The following is a 13,464-nucleotide window of genomic DNA, read 5'->3' as shown; positions in this document are numbered from 1 at the left end:
CGTGCCGCGCCGGGATCACCCGCCGTGCGCGTCCAGAAACGCCTCGAGGCCCGCCAGGTCATCGGTGTTGAGGTGGTCGACACCGGCGGCGAGCAACTCGCCCCAGACGGCGTCGCGCTGCGGCCCCGGCAGGTCGGGCGTCGCCCAGAAGCGGACGCGCTGCCCGCGCGCGTGGGCCGTGGAGACGATGCCGCGCAGCTTGTCCCGCTCGGCGGCGGGCATCGGACCCGTGCCCAGCCAGCTGAAGTTGAGCGACCAGTTGTCACTGATCAGCGGGACGAACGAGGCGGGCGCCGGACTGCCGAGATCGGCGAGGCGGCCGTCGTAGAACGCGTACCTGACCTTCTGCGCCTCCATCGGGGCGCGGGCCGCGCGGTCACCGGATACCACCGCGGTGATCGCCGAGCGGCGGACCTTGCCGTACGCGTACGTCGTGAACAGCCGCCGGTAGGGCCGCAGATGCCGGTGCAGCTCGGCGTACGTCGACGCGCCCTCGGTCTTGATGTCGATCAGGAGCTGGAAAGGGGTGCGGTGGTAGCCGTGGTACACCGAGCCGTGCTGGGCACGGACGCGCGCGGCCAGCGGGTCCAGATAAAGGGATTCGAGGGTGCGGGTGGGGTCGAGATCCACCGGGTCGTGGGCGACGAGGAGTTGTCCGTCCACGAGGTAGATGTCGGCCTCGACGCTCCCGAACCGGTGGTCGAGCGCGTCGAAGAGGGGCCGGGGGTGTTCGTAGTCGTTGTGCGCGTGGGCACGGATCAGCGGACGCGGCCAGGGGTGCTTGCCACCTCCGCTCGCCTGCGCATAGGCGGGCATCGCGATGCTGCCCGCGAGCGCGGCGCCGAGGGTGGTGAGGGCTCTGCGACGGGTGGTGAGTGCCATGTCTGCCTCCCGGGGGCGAGTGGGTACGGCGTCGGGGTGCGACGCGGGGGTACGACGTTGGGCGGAGCCTCAGTGAGTATGAGTCTCCGCCCCGTTCGGGAAACCCCGCCCGTCCGGGAGTTGGCGCTATCGACGCCGGGCGTTCACGCCCGGTCCGTGAGGACCTGCGGGTTCGCGCAGTGGGCGAGCGGTTCGCCGCGCAGGAAGCGGGCGACCTCGGCCGCCACGATGCGGGCCGCCTTGTGCGCGACTTCCTGGCTGCCGCCCGCGATGTGCGGGGTCATGACGATGCCGGGGGTCTTCAGGAGGCGCGAGTCGGCGGGGACGGGCTCTTGCGGGTAGACGTCGAAGGCGGCGCCGGAGAGCTGGCCCGCGTCCAGGGCGTCGCAGGCCGCGTCGTAGTCGAGGAGCGCGCCGCGGGCGCAGTTGACGAGGACGGAGCCGCGCGGCATCTTCGCGAGCTGTGCGGCGCCGATCATGCCGGTGGTCTCGGCGGTCACGCGCGCGTGCAGGGAGACGATGCGGGAGCGGGTGAGCAGGTCGTCCAGGGAGACCTGCTCGGCGATGCCTGCGAGCAACTCCGGCTTCACGTAGGGGTCGTGGACCAGGACGTGGGCGCCCATCGCCACCAGGACCTTGGCGACGCGGCTGCCGATGGCTCCGTAGCCGATGAGGCCGACGGTGGCGCCCTCGATCTCGATGCCGCAGTTGTCGTAGTCGTAGTAGTCGCCGCGCCACACGCCCGCGCGCAGGTCGGTGTGGGTGTCGCCGACGCCGCGTGCGGCGGCGAGGAGCAGGGTGAGGGTGTGCTCGGCGGTGGCGACGGCGTTGCGTCCGGGGGCGTAGCAGACGGCGACGCCGTGCCGGGTCGCCGCCTCCACGTTGGCGTTGACCGGGCCGCCGCGGCTGACGCACATCAGCTTCAGGTCGGGGCAGTCGGCGAGGATGCGCTCCGTGAGGGGCGCCATCTGTGTGACGCAGACGTCGACTCCCTGGAGGGCCTCGATGATCTCGTCCTCGGTGCCGGACGCCTCGTCGACCTCGCCGACGGGGCCGAAGGGGGTGTGCGGCCAGGGCAGGGTCAGTTCGCGGACGTCGACGGTGCCGTCGGTGGCCTTGCGGACCTCTTCGGTCAGCAGGCGGGGCAGGACGAAGTGGTCGCCTGCGGCGAGGACGGTGGTGCTCATGGGGGGCTTCTCTCTGCGAGGTGTCAGGCGGGTACGGGGGCGACGGCGGCCGGTGCGTTGAAGCGCAGCAGCGACATCTGGCCTTCGCGCAGCCGCAGTTCGGTGAGGGCGCCGTTGTGCAGCGCGGGGAAGACCCGCCGGTAGTCGGCGAGCGGGATGCCCAGCTGGCGGCAGAGGAGCAGGCGTACGAGGGTGGAGTGCGCGACCACGAGGACACGGCCCTCGGGGAAGGCGGCCGCGAGGTCGGTGAGGCAGTCGCCCGCCCGTTCGGCCGCCGCGCGCGGGTCCTCGCCGCCCGGCAGGTGGTGGGCGACCGGGTCGCGCAGGAACGCGGCGAGTTCCTCGGGGAAGCGTGCGCGCATCTCGTCGCGGGTCAGCCCTTCGCCGCGGCCGAAGTCGACTTCCAGGAGCCGTTCGTCGACGCGCGGCACCAGACCGAGCGCGTCGGCGGCGGGCGCCGCGGTGAGCCTGGCGCGGCTGAGCGGCGAGCTGACGACGGCGTCGATGTGCTCCCCGGCGGCCCACGCGCCGAGTGCGGCGGCCTGGCGGAGGCCGCGCGGTGTGAGGTCCACGTCGGTGCGCCCCGCGTACCGGTTGCCGTCGTGCCAGACGGTCTCCCCATGGCGTACGAGGATGAAGTCGGTCACTGCCCTGCCCTTTCCTGTGTTCCGTGCGTGCGGCGGGTGCGTTCGTGCGCGTGGGCCGCGACGGCCGCGTCGAGCCAGCCCCGTGCGGCGAGCTCGTCGACGAAGCGGAGGTAGACGGGCGTCCAGCGGGCGGTGCGCGCCGGGTCCGGGGAGATCTCCTCGCCGATGCGGACCATGGCGGCGGCGGTGTCGCGGACGGCGGCGCCGCCGGAGGTGGCAGCGAGCACCGCCATGCCGATGGCGCCCTCGGCCTGTTCGGGGACCCGGACGGGTCGGCCGAGGACGTCGGCGCGGAGCCGGTTCCAGTAGCGGTTGCGCGCGCCGCCGCCGGTGAGGGTGAGCGGTCCGTCCACGGGGGCGCCGATGAGGTCGAGGTAGTCGAAGCAGAGCCGTTCGACGCAGGCCACGCCGAGGAGGTGGGCGTGGAAGCGCTCGGCCTCGTCCGCGGGCTCGCCGAGGACGAAGGGTGTGGCGTCCGGCGCGCGGAAGGGGAAGCGTTCGCCGCCGGTGGAGACCAGGGGGTAGGCGACCGCGTCCGGGTCGGACTCGGCGGCGAGGACAGTGAGTTCGTCGAGGTCGGCGTCCGGGAACTCGCGGGCCACGACGCCCGCTCCGCTGCTGGACGCGCCGCCCGGCAGCCAGCTGTCGTCGGGGCCGCGGTGGCAGTAGACGACGCCGCCCGGGTCGCGCACCAGGTGGGGGCTCATGCCCTTGAACACGAGGGTGGTGCCGAGCACGGAGTTCCAGGCGCCGGGGGTGAGGGCGCCCGCGCCGATCTGGGCGGCGCAGCCGTCGGTCATGCCCGCGACGACGGCGGTGCCTTCGGGGATGCCGGTCGCGGCGGCGGCCGCCGCGCAGACGGTGCCGAGGACGCTGCCGGGCCGTACGACATCGGGCAACAGGTCCTCGGGGACGCCGAGTTCGGCGAATTGCTTGTGCGGCCAGCGCTCTTCGGTGAGGTGGTAGCCGGTCTTGAGGGCATGGCTCGCGTCGCTCGGCACCTGTTCTCCGGCGAGCCGCCAGGTGATCAGGTCGGGCTGGTGCAGGAGACGGGCCCCCGCCCCGGCCGCGGCGGCCTCGTGGTCGAGCAGCCAGAGCAGTTTGGGGAGCGCCCAGGACGGCTGCATGGAGCGGTAGCCGAGCGCGTGCCAGACGTCCGCGCCCGCCTCGTTGGCGCGTACGGCCTGTTCGGCGGCGCGCCCGTCGTCGTACATGAGACCCGGTGTGAGCGGGGTGCCCGAGGCGTCGGCAAGGAGGATCGTGCCGGAGGTGCCGTCGATCGCGAGGCCGCGGATCCGGTCGGCGTCGAGGCCGGCGAGTGCCTCGCGGCAGGCCTCGGCGAGTGCGTCCCACCACTGGTCGGGGTCCTGCTCGTGGCGGTTGCCCGCGCGGCGGCTGGTGAGGGGGCGGGACGCGGCGGCGAGCACCTGTCCCGTGGAGTCGACGGCGACGCAGCGGGCGCTCTGGGTGCCGAGGTCGAGGCCCAGCCAGACGGCGTCCGTGGGCAGTTGGTCAGGCACGGGAGGCTCCTTGTTCATGTGCCGTACGGGGTCCGGGGACGGCGCCGTGCGAGGGCGTGGCGGCGCCCGACCAGCCCGCGTCGCGCGCCAGGGTCCGCCAGGTCAGGAACGACTCGTAGAGGCCCGCGTAGTGGGCGGAGCGCTCCGGGTCCGGCTCCCAACTGCTGCGCATCCGCACGTATTTGGCGGCGGCGCTGTGCATGCTGGACTCGGCGCCGCTGAGGACGAGTCCGGTCAGGAAGGCGCCCTTGGCGCCGAGTTCGGTGTCGCCGGAGCGGGCCGTCGGGACGCCGGTCGCGTCCGCGATGAGCGCGCACCACTCGGCGCTGTTGGCGCCGCCGCCGCACAGGCGCAGCTCTGTGACGGCGGTGCGCGAGGCGACGAGCGAGTCGCGCAGGACGAGGGAGAGTCCGTCGAAGACGGCGCGGGCGATGTCGGCGCGGGTGTGTTCCAGGGAGAGCCCCCAGAAGGAGCCGCGGGCACCGGGGTCGAGGAAGGGCGCGCGCTCGCCCGCCGGGGAGAGGTAGGGCAGGAACATCAGGCCGCGGGCGCCGGGTTCGGAGGTGAACGCCAACTCGGCGAGTTCCGGCGGGCCTTCGAGGTGCAGGGTGCGCGCCGCCCAGCCGAGGACCTCGGCGCCGTTGAGGGTGGGGAAGGCGCGCAGGACGCGCTCGCGGCCGCGGTAGGCGATGTTGATGCCGGAGGGTTCGCCGCTGGTGTCGATGTCCTTGCGGACGATCTCCGTGCACAGTGTGGTGCCGAGGATGCTGCATGCCTGGCCGGGGTTGACGACGCCCGCGCCGCGGGCCGTGGAGGCGATGTCGTACGGCGCCATGACGACGGGAAGCCCTGCGGGCAGGCCGAGTTGGGCCGCCGCTTCGGAGGTGATCTCGGCGATGCGTTCCTGTTCGCCGAGGACCTTGGGCAGCAGCCGGGCGCAGGAGGTGAGGCCGAACAGGTCGACGATCTCGGGGTCGTAGTCGCCGGTGGCGTGGTCGAGGAAGGGCGCGGACGCGTCGGACTCGTCCGTGGCGGCCACGCCGGTCAGGCGCAGGAACAGCCAGCCCGCGGCGGTCAGCGACGCGGCCGAGCGGGCGAGGCGCTGCGGGTCGTGGGAGCCGAGCCAGCTGAAGATCGCGTTGGGCATGCCGCTGCAGGTGAGGGAGCCGTTGCGGCGGAACGCCTCGGCGAGGACCCCCTCGCGCTCCCAGCGGGTGAGGATGTCGCCCGCGCGGCCGTCGGACCACAGGATCGCGGGCCCGGTGGGCCGGCCCGCGGCGTCGACGAGCCAGGCGCCGTCGCCCTGCGCGGTGAACGTCACGAGCCAGACGGGGTCGGTGACGTCGGAGAGGGCGTTGCGGACGGTGTAGACGACGGCGTTCCACACGGTGTCCATGTCCTGCTCGGCCCAGCCGGGGTGGCGGCGGTGCACCTCGGTGGCCAGGCGCGAGACGGCGAGTTCGGTGCCCTGGTCGTCGAAGACGACCGACTTGATCATCGTGGTGCCGACGTCGATGGCAAGTACGGACATGGTTCACAGTCCCTTCGTGGCGGATGCGCCGACGGGTCCCTGGACGTCGGCGGGAAGCGGCTGTGGCAGGCGTACCGCGGAGTCGGCGGCAGGGGTAGTGGTGGTGCGCAGGGCCAGGGTGAGGACGGCGCTGACCGCGTGGCATCCGGCGAAGATCCACACCACGCCGCCCACCCCGAGCGGCCCGCGGAAGAGGCCGACGATCAGCGGGCCCACGAACGTGGAGGCGCCCGCGCCGAGGTTGAGGGCGGCCATGGCCTGCCCCTTGTGGGCGGGGGCGATGGCGGTCATCAGCGCGGAGAGCGGCACATAGCCGGAGAGCGTCGCGCCGTAGAGGACGGCGACCAGGACGCACAGGGCGTACTGCGCACCGGCCGCGGACGGCACGTAGTACAGGACGAGGGTGGAGGCGGTGCAGCCCACGCCGCCGAACCAGGCGACGGTGGTGCGCCAGCCGATCTTGTCGCCGATCACCCCGAAGAGCAGGTTCGTGACGATGTTGGTGGCGAACATCAGGGCGAGCAGCCGCAGCCACTGCGCGTCGCTGAGCCCGATCTCCCGCACGAACCAGGCGGGCAGCATCACCAGGAAGCCGAACTGCGAGGCGGTGTTGAGCATCCGCACCGCCGCTCCCGCGCCCACCCGCGGCTCGCGGTACAGGATCGTCAGGCTGCCGACGAGCCCGGCCATGGGGCTCTCCCCCGCCGGGGCGAGGCGCGCGGAACCGGTGCGCTCGCGGATCAGGAGCAGCGGCAGGAGTCCGCCGACGACGACCACCCCGAGCGCGGCCCACAGCGTGCCAAGCTCCCCGATGTGCGGGATCAGCAGGCTGGCGGTGAGCGAGCCGAGCGTGGGCAGGCCCGCGGAGAACGCCGACCAGAACCACCCCATGGCGCTGCCCATCTGGCGCTGCGGGGCGACCGCGGCGATCCAGACGAGGAAGGCGTACGCGAAGAGCGGGAAGGCGAGGCCGCGCAGCCCGTAGCCGAGGAGCAGCAGGGGGTACGCCTTGCTGGGGATCGCCACCGTGAGGAAGAAGACGTGGGTGACGGCGAAGGCGACGAGGCCGAGCCACATGACGCGGCGCGGCCCCCACAGGTCGGAGAGCGCCCCGGCGAACCAGGCGGCGACCGCGCCCGTGACCCCGTACACGGTGAAGATCATCGCGACGTCGGCGGCCGGGATGCCGAGGCCCTCCAGGTACGGCGAGAGATAGCCGGCCTCGATGCCGACGCCGGTCATGAAGACGAGGAGTCCGAGGTAGCCCCAGGAGAGCGCGGGTGGGATGCCGAGTCGTGTGAAGACGGAACTCGGGGTGTTCGTCATTGAAGCTCCCCTACGGCAATGGCGGCGGCGAGTGCGGGCAGGAACGAGCTAACAGCTGGCCGAAAATCCACGTCAATCACATGCCGACATCTCCCGCGACGAGGGACTTTCGCCGTGTGAGCAGGGCCGAGGTCCCCCAGGCCTGTGCGGCGGACAGGCCCTGGCCCCGAGCAGCGGGGCGGCCCGTCCGACGCCCGGGGTCGGCGTGAAATCCATGAGAACATCACTTGGAGATTTCACACGGGGAGTACACACCGGGCGACGGTCGGGAGAGCGGCATGGCGACGGCGGACCGGGCGGACGTGCGCGAGGAGCGGCGCGTACGCATCCGCGAGGCGGTGGTCGCGAACGGCTTCGTCCGCGCGGCCGAGCTGGCCGACGCGTTCGGCGTCAGCCTGATGACGATCCACCGCGACCTCGACTTCCTGCAGTCGCAGGGCTGGCTGCGCAAGGTGCGCGGCGGGGCGACGGGCCTGCCGTCCGCGCAGTTCCACGGCAGCGTCGCCGAACGCATGGCGACGATGGCGCAGACGAAGCAGCACCTCGCGCGGGCGGCCGCGCGGGAACTCGTGCCCGGGCAGACGGTACTCCTCGACGACAGCACCACCTGCCTGCATCTGACGCGGCTGCTCACCGAGCGCACCCCGCTGACGGTGATCACCAATTCGCTGCCCGCGATCACGGCGCTCGCCAAGGAGCCCGGCGTCTCCCTCATCGCCCTCGGCGGCAGCTACTTCCCCGCGTACGACGCCTTCATGGGCCTGCACACCGCGGACAGCGTCGAGGCGTTCCGCGCGGACGTCCTCTTCATGTCGACGACCGCGGTGACCCGCGGCCGCTGCTACCACACGTCACCGGAGACCGTGCAGGTCAAGCGGGCGATGATGGCCGCGGCCAGCCGCCGGGTCCTGCTCGCCGACCACACGAAGTTCACCCGCGACGGCCTCTACGCCCTGGCGCCGCTGTCGGACTTCGACCTGCTGGTCGTGGACGACGGGCTCGCGCAGGAAGAGGTGCGCGAGATCCGCGGGGGCGGCACCGAGGTACGGGTGGTGCCCCGTCAGGGGGCGGGGAGCCGGGCCTGACCCTGCGCGCCCCCGCCGGGCGTCACGCGTCGAACGCCCCGAGCCGGTGCGCGATGGCCGCGGCCTCCCCGCGGCCCGAAGCGCCCAGCTTGGCCAGGATGTTGGAGACGTGCACGCTCGCCGTCTTCGGCGAGATGAACAGCTCCTGCGCGATCTGCCGGTTGCTGCGCCCCGCGGCGACGAGGCGCAGTACGTCCCGCTCGCGCTTGGTGAGGCCCAGGGCCGCCGCGGGCGTCGGCGCCGCCTCCCCGTCGTCCTGCCGCAGCGCGATCCGGGCCCGGCCCGCCAGCGCGGCGATCTCCGCAGCGAGCGGCGCGGCGCCCAGCTCGTGCGCCACCGACTCGGCCTGGCGCAGCAGTTCGCCCGCCTCCCCCCGGGCCCCGGCGCCGCCCTGGGCGACCAGGGCCTCGGCGAGCCGCAGCCGGGCGGTGGCGAGCAGCAGCGGAGCCTCCAGCTGCTCGGTGGCGGCGACGGCCTCCGTCCAGTGGGCGGTGGCGTCCCTGCCCTCGGCGGTGGCCAGTGCGGCCTCGGTCATCTGCGCGAGCGCGGCCCACACCGGTGCGAACCGGGGCTGGCCCTCCATGGCCCGGCGGATCCGCCGCAGCGCCGCCTCGCGTCCCGGCCCGGCCACCGCGAGCCCGCGGGCCCCGGCCTCCGCCGACGCGGCCTCGTGCAGCAGCGGCCAGCCGTAGCGTTGGTGGCCGGGCGGGATGGCCTCGCCGACCGCCGCGTCCAGCAGGGAACGGACATCGAGGATCCGCCCGTCGGCGGCCGCGATGACGATGGCCATGCGGCCCGTGGCCAGGGTCTGCTGCGGCTCCGGGTAGGGCTCGGTGGTGCTGGTGCCGGTCTCCTCCAGATGGCGCCGCGCCTCGTCGTACGCGCCCCGGGCCAGGGCGAGTTCGGCGCTCCGTTCGGCGATCAGTGCCTGGATGCGCGGGCTCACCCCGCGGCGGCCGACGGCCTGTTCGAGCACGTCGTCGGCGTCGTTCCAGCGGCCGAGCTGGATGAGGGACTCGGCGCGGTTGGCGTCGATGAACGAGGCGGTGTCCGGCAGCCCGTGCCGCTCGGCGAGTCCACTGCCCTCCTCGGCGGTCCCGACGGCCTCGGCGTAGCGGCCGAGGCCGTGCAGGGCCGTGGCCAGGTTGCCGTAGCCGCGCAGCACCACGTTGGCGTTGCCGGGCTCCAGTTCGCTCACGCAGACGGCGCGGGCCTGCGCGAGCCCGGCCTCGACGTCGCCCGCGTGGATGGTCTGCCAGGCCAGGGTGTACTGCGCGGTGAGGCCGGTGATCTCGGCGCCCGTCAGCCGGCAGAGCTCCACCGCCTGTCGCGCCGTCTCCAGCACCTCCGCACCGGGCTGGTGCACGGCGTGCCAGTGCGCCGCGTACGTCAGCACCTCGGCGTGCACGACGGACGGCGGCTGGTCCTTCAGCAGCAGCTGGGCGTGGGCGAGCTCGTCCCAGCCGTCGGAACGGTAGAGGTCGCGCACCAGTTGGTAGCGCTCGATCCAGAACCAGGCCGCCCGGAGGGGATCGCTCTGGTGCGAGTGGGCCCGGGAGCCCGGGGTGGCGGTGCCCTCCAGGGTGCGCAGCGCCCGCTTGCCGAGGGAGAGGGCCCGCTCCCGCTCCCCCGCGAGCCGCGCGGCGACACCGATCGCGGCGAGCAGGTCCACGAAGTCCCCCGGCATGTCCGGGGAGATGGCCAGGCACAGGCCGTCGTCGACGCCCTGCCGCATGGCCGTGCGGCGCAGCTCCTCGGGGACCTCGTCCCACAGCTCCAGGGCCCGCTCGAGGAGTCGGTGCTGCTCGGCGAACGCGTGCCGCCCGCGGGCCACGGCCGCCGCCGCGATCACGGCGGGCAGCGCACGTGCCGGGTCGCGGGCGTCGAACCAGTAGCCCGCGAGGCGTCCGGCCCGCTCCTCGGACCGTACGAGCGTGGGGTCGGCCTCCAGCGCCTCCGCGTAGCGGCGGCTGAGCCGGGAGCGCTCCCCGGGCAGCAGGTCCTCGGCCACGGCCTCACGCATCAGGGCGTGCCGGAAGCGGAAGCACTCGCCCTCGTCGGAGGGCTGCAGGACGGTGGCGCCGACGGCACTGCGCAGGATCTCGATCAGCTCGTCGTCGGCGAGGCCCGTGACGGTGGCGAGCAGCCGGAACTCCACCTCGGAGCCGCCCTCCGCGGTGATCCGCACCACCCGCTGCACCTCGTCGGGCAGCGCCTCGACCCGGACCAGCAGAAGGTCGCGCAGGGAGTCGCTGATGCCGCCGGGGGACCCTTCGAGGATGCTGCAGGCCAGCTCCTCCACGAAGAACGCGTTGCCCTCGGAGCGTGCGAAGACCCGGTCGAGATCCTGCTCGGCCGGTATCTCGCCGCGGATGGCGGCGAGTTGGCGGCGGACCTCGGCGCGGTCGAAGCGGGCCAGTTCGAGACGGGTGACGGTGCGCAGCCGCTCGTACTCGGCGAGGGCGGGGCGCAGCGGGTGGCGGCGGTGCAGGTCGTCGGCGCGGTAGGTGGCCACGATCAGCAGGCGGCTGTGGGTGAGGGCGCGCAGCAGATAGCTGAGCAGTTCGCGGGTGGAGCGGTCGGCCCAGTGCAGGTCCTCCAGGACGAGGACGAGGGTGCGGTCCGCGGCGAGGCGCTCCAGGAGGCGGGCGGTGAGCTCGAAGAGCCGGGCGCGGCTGTCGGCCTCGGGGTGGCTGCGGTCCATCTCGCCCAGTTCGGGCAGCAGCCGGGCGAGTTCGCCCTCCTGTCCCGCCACGGCGGCGTCGAGTTCCGCGCCGAGCTGGCGGCGCAGGGAGCGCAGGGCGGTGGAGACGGGGTGGTACGGCAGGGTGTCGGCGCCGGTCTCGACGCAGCCGCCGAGCGCGACGACGGCCCCCTCGGCGGCGGCCCGGCCGAGGAACTCCTCCAGCAGCCGGGTCTTGCCGACTCCGGCCTCGCCGCCCACGAAGAGGGCGCGGGGCTCCCCGCCGTCCGCCCGGGACAGCGCCTCGCCGAGGGCGTTCAGTTCGGCGCCGCGGCCTACGAAGACGGGGCTCACATGACTGGTCAGCACGGTGCCGAGCATCGCACGTCGTACCAGCTGAGGGACAGTGGTTTCGGTGGCGGCGGGGGCCGCCGCCACCGGGTTCCCCCGCCCCGTCATGTGGCGCGGACGTAGCGCTCGCGGCCGTCGGCGGCGGGGGCGCTGCCGGCGGCGGTGCGGGCCGCCTTCGCGGCCCGCTGGGCCTCGCGGGCCAGACGGCGCCGTGCGGCGCGGGAGAGGATCGAGGTGTGCCGGGCGGTCAGGAGCTCGTGGTGCAGCATGCCGTCTCCTTGGACGAGCTGGCCGGTGAAGTGCTTCCAGCGTCGTCGCCAAGGCGGGGGCGGCACATCGGGAGGACTCCGCATCCCGCTCCGCGACGGGCACCTCAGGGCCGCGGCGGGGGGACCTTATGGCGGCCGCGGTGGGCCTACGGGTGGGCTGCCCGGCGGGTCTACGGGCGGGCTTCCCGGCGGGCCTAACGGTGGGCGTCTCGGCGGGACTAACGGCGGGCGTCCCGGCGGGACTAACGGCGGGCGTCCCGACGGGGCCTAACGGTGAGCTTCCCGGCGGGACTAACGGCGGGCGTCCCGGCGGGGCCTATCGGTGGGGCGTCCCGGTCGGCCTGTCAGTGGTCAGCGGACCCACCGGCGGTCCGGTTCCCCGCTACCCGCCCAGCTCCTCCCACCGCACCGTCCGATCGCACCACCGCTCCAGCAGCACACGGTCGTGCCCGACGGCGAGCAGCCCCGCGCCGGACTCGCTCCGGTACTCCTCCACGGCGCCGACCAGCGCGGCCGTCGTGGACGCGTCGAGCATCGCCGTCATCTCGTCGCAGATGAGCCAGCGGGGACGCAGCACCAACGCCCGCGCCAGGCAGGCCCGTTGCAGCTGCCCGTCGCTGACCTCGTGCGGCCGCCGGCCGAGGAGATCCGCGCCGAGCCCGACGGCGGGCGTCAACTCGGCGACACGGGAGGCGACTTCGGAGCCACGCCCGACCGCCCGCAGCGGCTCCGCGATCAGGTCGGTCAGGGTCAGCCGCGGGTCGGCGGAGAGCCGGGGCTGCTGGAAGACGACGCCGAACGCGGTCCGCTGCTCGCGGGGCGCGCGGTGCCGCCAGCCCTTCGCCGCCTCGCCGTCGATGACGACCTGCCCGGCGTCGGGCCGGTGCAGGAGCGCCGCGACCCGCGCGAGGGTCGACTTGCCGCAGCCGCTCGGGCCGAGCAGACCGACCGACTCCCCGGGGGCGATGGTGAGGTCGACGCCCCGGACGACGGGAGCGCGCCGGTCGTATCCGGCGGTGATGGCGCGCAGTTCAAGCACGGGGCGCCTCCAGCACGTCCGCGTGGGGGTGGTGGCAGGCCGCGGCGCCGGTGAGCGCGGGCACGGTGGCGCACGCCTCGTCGGCGCGGTCGCAGCGGGCCGCGAACGCGCATCCTTCGGGCAGCGCGGACAGCTCGGGCGGCATGCCGGGGATGGGCGTGAACTCCCGCTCGGGCAGGGCGTTCAGGAGGCCGCGGGCGTAGGGGTGGCGCGGGCCTGGGGCGCCGAAGAAGTCGGCGGCGTCGGCGAGTTCGACGACGCGGCCCGCGTACATCACGGCGACCCGGTCGGCGATCCGCTCGGCGGCGGCCAGGTCGTGGGTGATCAGGAGCATCGCGCGGTCCTCGCCGACGTGCCGCTTCAGTTCGTCGACGGTGCGCTCCACGAGGTCACGGTCGAGCCCGGTGGTGGGCTCGTCGGCGAGCAGCAGGGGCGCGTCGCCGATGAGGGCGAGCGCGGTGGCGGCGCGCTGGGCGAGGCCGCCGGACAGCTCGTGCGGATAGCGGTCGAGGTGTCCCGCGGGGAACGCGGCGCGCTCGGCCGCCTCGACGGCCGCGGCCCGCAGTTGGGGCCTGCGCACGCCCGCGAGTTCCCGCAGCGTCTCCTCCAGCTGCGAGCGCACGGTCCGTACCGGCGTCAGATGCGCGGCAGGACTCTGCGGTACGAGTCCGACGCGCCGCCCCCGCACGGTGCGGGCCAGGGTCCGCTCGTCGGCGGTCAGCAGGTCGATGTCGCCCAGGAGGGCGGAGCCTGCCGTCTCCGCGTTCTGCGGGAGCAGTCCGAGCAGCGCGGAGGCGAGCACGGACTTGCCGCAGCCGCTCTCGCCGACCAGGGCGAGGCATTCGCCCGCGGCGAGGTCGAAGGTCGCGTCGGTGACGGCGGACACGTGACGGCCGCCGCGCATGCGGAAGCGTACGGAGAGAGCCGCCACCGAGAGGATGGGA

11 protein-coding genes are annotated in these 13,464 nt (G+C 74.2%); 1 reads left to right on the top strand and 10 read right to left on the bottom strand.

Translation table 11 applies throughout. The annotated features are described in order from the left end of the window. Positions 1–15: 15 nt before the first annotated feature. The 6 genes from ACFWZ2_RS11480 to ACFWZ2_RS11455 form a co-directional block, all read right to left on the bottom strand. On the bottom strand, positions 16–882 hold the full coding sequence (locus ACFWZ2_RS11480) for a phosphatidylinositol-specific phospholipase C/glycerophosphodiester phosphodiesterase family protein (protein ID WP_384544827.1): 867 nt from the start codon (positions 880–882) through the stop codon (positions 16–18). 143 nt (positions 883–1,025) lie between these two features. Further along, positions 1,026–2,069 carry a 2-hydroxyacid dehydrogenase gene (locus ACFWZ2_RS11475; RefSeq protein ID WP_384544825.1) on the bottom strand — a complete coding sequence of 348 codons (1,044 nt, stop codon included), beginning with the start codon at positions 2,067–2,069 and terminating at the stop codon, positions 1,026–1,028. Between the two features lie 23 nt (positions 2,070–2,092). After that, a complete protein-coding gene (locus ACFWZ2_RS11470; protein WP_384544823.1) occupies positions 2,093–2,716 on the bottom strand; it encodes a histidine phosphatase family protein in 624 nt (207 codons plus the stop codon). After that, positions 2,713–4,254, bottom strand: a complete 1,542-nt coding sequence (locus ACFWZ2_RS11465; protein ID WP_384544821.1) for an FGGY-family carbohydrate kinase — start codon at positions 4,252–4,254, stop codon at positions 2,713–2,715. The genes ACFWZ2_RS11470 and ACFWZ2_RS11465 overlap by 4 nt, the downstream gene beginning before the upstream one ends. After that, a complete protein-coding gene (locus ACFWZ2_RS11460) occupies positions 4,229–5,767 on the bottom strand; it encodes an FGGY family carbohydrate kinase (RefSeq protein WP_384544819.1) in 1,539 nt (512 codons plus the stop codon). The genes ACFWZ2_RS11465 and ACFWZ2_RS11460 overlap by 26 nt, the downstream gene beginning before the upstream one ends. 3 nt (positions 5,768–5,770) lie before the next feature. Beyond that, a complete protein-coding gene (locus tag ACFWZ2_RS11455; protein ID WP_384544818.1) occupies positions 5,771–7,093 on the bottom strand; it encodes an MFS transporter in 1,323 nt (440 codons plus the stop codon). A gap of 278 nt (positions 7,094–7,371) precedes the next feature. Here ACFWZ2_RS11455 and ACFWZ2_RS11450 point away from each other — a divergent pair, with 278 nt between their 5' ends. Next, positions 7,372–8,178, top strand: a complete 807-nt coding sequence (locus ACFWZ2_RS11450; protein ID WP_384544816.1) for a DeoR/GlpR family DNA-binding transcription regulator — start codon at positions 7,372–7,374, stop codon at positions 8,176–8,178. A gap of 22 nt (positions 8,179–8,200) precedes the next feature. On the opposite strand, the gene ACFWZ2_RS11445 is transcribed toward ACFWZ2_RS11450, so the two are convergent. The 4 genes from ACFWZ2_RS11445 to ACFWZ2_RS11430 form a co-directional block, all read right to left on the bottom strand. Beyond that, the gene (locus ACFWZ2_RS11445) at positions 8,201–11,320 is read right to left on the bottom strand and encodes an AAA family ATPase (RefSeq protein ID WP_384544814.1); all 3,120 of its coding nucleotides are present in this window, start codon (positions 11,318–11,320) and stop codon (positions 8,201–8,203) included. Further along, on the bottom strand, positions 11,317–11,481 hold the full coding sequence (locus ACFWZ2_RS11440) for a hypothetical protein (RefSeq protein ID WP_384544812.1): 165 nt from the start codon (positions 11,479–11,481) through the stop codon (positions 11,317–11,319). Before ACFWZ2_RS11440 ends, ACFWZ2_RS11445 begins: the two co-directional genes overlap by 4 nt. 382 nt (positions 11,482–11,863) lie before the next feature. Next, positions 11,864–12,520, bottom strand: a complete 657-nt coding sequence (locus tag ACFWZ2_RS11435) for an ABC transporter ATP-binding protein (protein ID WP_384544810.1) — start codon at positions 12,518–12,520, stop codon at positions 11,864–11,866. After that, a complete protein-coding gene (locus ACFWZ2_RS11430; RefSeq protein WP_384544872.1) occupies positions 12,513–13,424 on the bottom strand; it encodes an ABC transporter ATP-binding protein in 912 nt (303 codons plus the stop codon). Before ACFWZ2_RS11430 ends, ACFWZ2_RS11435 begins: the two co-directional genes overlap by 8 nt. Positions 13,425–13,464: the final 40 nt, after the last annotated feature.

Origin of the sequence: Streptomyces sp. NPDC059002 (genome assembly GCF_042740435.1) — a bacterium.
Classification (GTDB): domain Bacteria; phylum Actinomycetota; class Actinomycetes; order Streptomycetales; family Streptomycetaceae; genus Streptomyces.
The sequence above is the reverse complement of the archived record's forward strand: the minus strand, read 5'-3'. Positions and strand labels throughout refer to the sequence as shown.

What these genes read in the sequence shown, in the direction of transcription:
- ACFWZ2_RS11475 (WP_384544825.1), bottom strand. Translation starts at nt 2,069, where the DNA reads ATGAGCACCACCGTCCTCGCCGCAGGCGACCACTTCGTCCTGCCCCGC.
- ACFWZ2_RS11445 (WP_384544814.1), bottom strand. Translation starts at nt 11,320, where the DNA reads ATGACGGGGCGGGGGAACCCGGTGGCGGCGGCCCCCGCCGCCACCGAA.
- ACFWZ2_RS11465 (WP_384544821.1), bottom strand. Translation starts at nt 4,254, where the DNA reads ATGAACAAGGAGCCTCCCGTGCCTGACCAACTGCCCACGGACGCCGTC.
- ACFWZ2_RS11440 (WP_384544812.1), bottom strand. Translation starts at nt 11,481, where the DNA reads ATGCTGCACCACGAGCTCCTGACCGCCCGGCACACCTCGATCCTCTCC.
- ACFWZ2_RS11480 (WP_384544827.1), bottom strand. Translation starts at nt 882, where the DNA reads ATGGCACTCACCACCCGTCGCAGAGCCCTCACCACCCTCGGCGCCGCG.
- ACFWZ2_RS11460 (WP_384544819.1), bottom strand. Translation starts at nt 5,767, where the DNA reads ATGTCCGTACTTGCCATCGACGTCGGCACCACGATGATCAAGTCGGTC.
- ACFWZ2_RS11450 (WP_384544816.1), top strand. Translation starts at nt 7,372, where the DNA reads ATGGCGACGGCGGACCGGGCGGACGTGCGCGAGGAGCGGCGCGTACGC.
- ACFWZ2_RS11430 (WP_384544872.1), bottom strand. Translation starts at nt 13,424, where the DNA reads ATGCGCGGCGGCCGTCACGTGTCCGCCGTCACCGACGCGACCTTCGAC.
- ACFWZ2_RS11455 (WP_384544818.1), bottom strand. Translation starts at nt 7,093, where the DNA reads ATGACGAACACCCCGAGTTCCGTCTTCACACGACTCGGCATCCCACCC.